The sequence below is a fragment of the Sphaerisporangium sp. NPDC049002 genome, assembly GCF_040649355.1.
In the GTDB taxonomy this organism is placed as follows: domain Bacteria; phylum Actinomycetota; class Actinomycetes; order Streptosporangiales; family Streptosporangiaceae; genus Sphaerisporangium.
This window is the reverse complement of record NZ_JBEZFH010000362.1, coordinates 1-3,620: the sequence shown is the minus strand read 5'-3', so window position 1 is coordinate 3,620 and position 3,620 is coordinate 1. Positions and strand designations below refer to the sequence as shown.

Genomic DNA, 3,620 nt, shown 5'->3' with positions numbered 1-3,620 from the left:
TTGGCCTGATCGCCGTATACATAGCGGCTGACAGCTCCGCCTTGGGTGCGGCTGATGACGCGGTCGAGGGCGTCGTATCGGAGCCGCCCGCGTCGTGGTACGGGGTGGCGTCGACGGTGATCGCCCGCATGGACGGGTGCTCGCGGGCGCGCCGGGCGAGCTCGACGGCCCCGGCCATGGCGGCGGGGGCGCCGGTCCTGGCCTTCAGGCCGAGGGGGTCGGCGCCGAGGTTGCCGCCGGCGGGGGCGATGCCGCGCCCGTCCGCGACGCGCAGGAAGATCTCGGCGGCCTCGCCCGTACGGGCCCCCGCGTCGAGCACGACGGGGGCGAGGTCGAGGTAGACGCCGTCCAGGACCCGGGGCCGCGCGGCGGGACCGCGCCCGCCGTCGCCGAGGACGAGCCAGACCGAGGTGACGCCGTTCTCCAGGTCGGTCAGCACGGCCTCGCGGGTCACCGACGGGTCGGGGTGGGCGTGGCGCTGGCGCACGTCCCAGCCGGAGACCACGCCACCGGCGGGGCGGGCGCCCCGCGTGTAGGGCGCGAAGCCCGGCACACCGGGGTCGCCGGGCAGGTCGGCGGCGTCGTACAGCGGCCGGAGGGTCACGCCGTCGTAGGTCGTGAAGGCCAGCGCCTCCTCGGGCGAGCCGACCTCGGCCCCGGACCTGCGCAGCACGCCCAAGGCGAGTCGCCGCCAGTCGTCCCGCGTGCCCGGCGGGAACCCGGCGGCCGGATGGAACTCCTCAGGCTGCACCGTCATGTCACGGATCGTAGGCGCTGCCGATCGGGAAGGACACCTCGGGGACCCCCTGACGGGCCCGCTCAGGCGAGGGGGGCCTCCCAGGCGGCGTCCCAGGTGTCCTCGCCGACCACGCCGTCGGCGTCCAGGTGCCGCTCCCGCTGGAACCGCAGGCACAGGTCCCGCGAGGCCGGCCCGTACGCGCCGTCCACGTCGAGGGTGAAGCCGCGCTTCTCCATCTGGGCCTGCCAGGTGCGCACGTCCTCGCCGCGCATGACGGGCGGGTACTTCAGCGGCCTGCCGGGGAACTTCGGGTGCTCCACGGGGTCCGGGTCGGTGGGGCCGGTCTGGCCGCCGGGGCGCGGGGCCCCATTCTTCACCCACGCGTACAGCGCGGCGCCGGGGCAGTCGGTGGAGTAGCCGTCGCGGTGGCCCTTGATCTCCTTGCCCGCGCCGCCCTTCTCGCGCAGGTACTCGATGGCGTCGAGGATGCCGTGGAGCATGCCATCGGGCGGCTTCACGAGGCCGGAGTTGCCGACGAGGCCGAGGACGGCGTAGTGGCCGGTGTTCAGGCCGGGCCCGTTGGCGGCGGGCAGGTGCCCGGGGCCCCTGCCGACGAAGACCTTCCGATGACTACAGGCGACCATGCTGTACCCGATGTCGAGCCAGCCGTTTCCGTCCATGTGAAAGCTCTGGATGGATTTCACCATGGCGACGCACTTGGCGTGGTCGTCCACGGTCGCGGGTTCCACGCGGCCACCTGTGTAGTGGACCTTGATGCCCTTTGTGGAGGTCAGCGTCGTATAGGAGCCACGCGGCGCGCGGGCGCCCCAGTCTTTACGGGTCACGAGATCGATGGCCACGAACTTCTCCCAGGGGGAACGAGCATTCAGGACTGATGGACCACTGTCCTCCCACAGGGCACCCAAACCAGCCCTTTGCGGCTCGCAGTGGACCGATCCGCGCGACCAACCATAACCATGGACACATCAGCACATGACGGGTTTGCCGATGTCGCTATAGCACATCACATTGATTTAACCGACTTCCCAGAAAAATCCGTGGACTCCACACGCTATGAGCCTGAATCATGAATATATGTCCGTTGTGGAGGAGGTTCGTTTCCCCGCCGCCGAAGCCCTGCCCATGAAGGTGTGGCTCGACGACGGCGACTCGCCGATCGATGTCATCGACGCCCTCGCGCTGTCCCCGTTCGCCACCGGGAACCAGCCCTGGGCACGTTCCACCAACCTGGAGAGGGTGCGTCCCGACGCCCCCCTGATGCCCGCGCGCGCCCGGCTGACCCGTGCCGCGAGGGAGGACGACGGCCGTGACTCGCGCCTGGCGTGCGGGGAGGGCTGGACCCTCAGAGTGGTGCGGTTCCGCAACCGCTCGGCCGTGCTCACCGTGACCGCGGTGAGCGACGAGCTCGCGCGCTCGGTGCTGGAGGAGTCCGTCCGTGACGCGGTCGAGCCGCCTCCCGAGGACGCCGACCACGTCGACATGGGCTTCTGGTGGACGGGCGCCCACGGGCCCCGCCGCACCCAGCGCCCGATCACCGCGCCGCGCTGGCCGGCGATCAGGGCGAACTACTCGCGCGGCGCGGGCGAGTCCTTCCAGAACCTCATGGCGGTGACGCCCTCCGACGTCAACGGCAGGCTGATCCTGCTGCACGGCCCTCCGGGGACCGGCAAGACCACGGCTCTGCGCGCCCTGGCCAGGGAGTGGGCCGCCTGGTGCCAGGTCGACTGCGTGCTCGACCCCGAGCGGCTGTTCGCCGACCCCGGCTACCTGATGGAGGTCGCCGTCGGGTACGACTCCGACGACGAGAACCACCGCTGGCGGCTGCTGGTGCTGGAGGACTGCGACGAGCTCATCCGCGCCGAGGCCAAGGAGGCCACCGGCCAGGGACTGTCCCGCCTGCTCAACCTGACCGACGGGCTGCTCGGCCAGGGCAGGGACGTCCTCGTGGCCGTGACCACCAACGAGGACCTCGCCCGGCTCCACCCGGCGGTCGTACGGCCGGGACGCTGCCTGTCCCAGGTGGAGGCGGGACGCCTGTCCGCCGAGGAGGCCGCCGCGTGGCTGGGCTCCTCCGAGGGCGTCGGCCCGTCGGGGGCCACGCTGGCCGAGCTGTTCGCCCTGCGCTCCGGGCGGGCGCCGGCCGTCCCCGCCGCGCCCGCCGAGGCCACCGGCCTGTACCTCTGACCGGCCCGGCGTGAAAGACCTCCCCCGCACGAGCGGGGGAGGTCGGGGAGCGCCGTGGGCGGCGCCGGGCGGCCTGGTCACGGATACGTAAACCATCCGATGTGCCGCGCGAGGCCCAAAACCACAATCGGCAAGGTGGTCAATCCGTCGCCCGCCGGTCCGAGCCGTGTCGTCCTCCACCGCTGGACCGCCATGGCCCCCTCCGAGAGCGGCGTGACGGCCTACCTCGATCCCTTCGGCGGCGAGACCACCACCTGGCCCTACACCCGGTGGACCTCAGAAGAACGCGACATCGGCTTCCCGGCCACCGAACTGGTCCCCTCCTGGACCGCCGGTGCCCCCAAGGGGTCCTGGATCCGGGTGGAGCTGCGGGCGCGCACCGCCGCCGGCGGCCTGACCAAGTGGTACGACATGGGCCGGTGGGCGGAGGGCGAAGACGACATCCACCGCACCTCGCTGCCCGGCCAGGGCGACGAGGACGGCGATGTCGCGGTCGACACCTTCGTCGCCACCCGGCCGGTCACGGCCTACCGGCTGCGGGTCACGCTCCACGGCGCCGAGGCGGCGGTGCGCACGGTCGGGGTGATGTCGTGCTTCACACCGGAGCAGAAGTGGGAGATCTACGGCGACGCGCTCCGAGAGCGGCTGGCAGGCGTGGACAGCTACGGGCTGCTGG

General features: G+C 72.2%; 3 protein-coding genes and 1 pseudogene. 2 read left to right on the top strand and 2 right to left on the bottom strand.

Annotation, left to right across the window (positions count from 1 at the left end; genetic code table 11):
• On the bottom strand, nt 1-757 hold a 757-nt coding region (locus tag AB0B89_RS35350), incomplete at its 3' end, for a methylmalonyl-CoA mutase family protein (protein WP_358561825.1).
• Between the two features lie 62 nt (nt 758-819).
• Nucleotides 820-1,599, bottom strand: a complete 780-nt coding sequence (locus AB0B89_RS35345; protein ID WP_358561823.1) for an N-acetylmuramoyl-L-alanine amidase — start codon at nt 1,597-1,599, stop codon at nt 820-822.
• 235 nt (nt 1,600-1,834) lie between these two features.
• Here AB0B89_RS35345 and AB0B89_RS35340 point away from each other — a divergent pair, with 235 nt between their 5' ends.
• Together AB0B89_RS35340 and AB0B89_RS35335 are read left to right on the top strand one after the other, a co-directional pair.
• A complete protein-coding gene (locus AB0B89_RS35340) occupies nt 1,835-2,944 on the top strand; it encodes a DUF5925 domain-containing protein (RefSeq protein ID WP_358561820.1) in 1,110 nt (369 codons plus the stop codon).
• Between the two features lie 135 nt (nt 2,945-3,079).
• A pseudogene (locus AB0B89_RS35335) lies at nt 3,080-3,620 on the top strand (hypothetical protein); the annotation flags it as partial.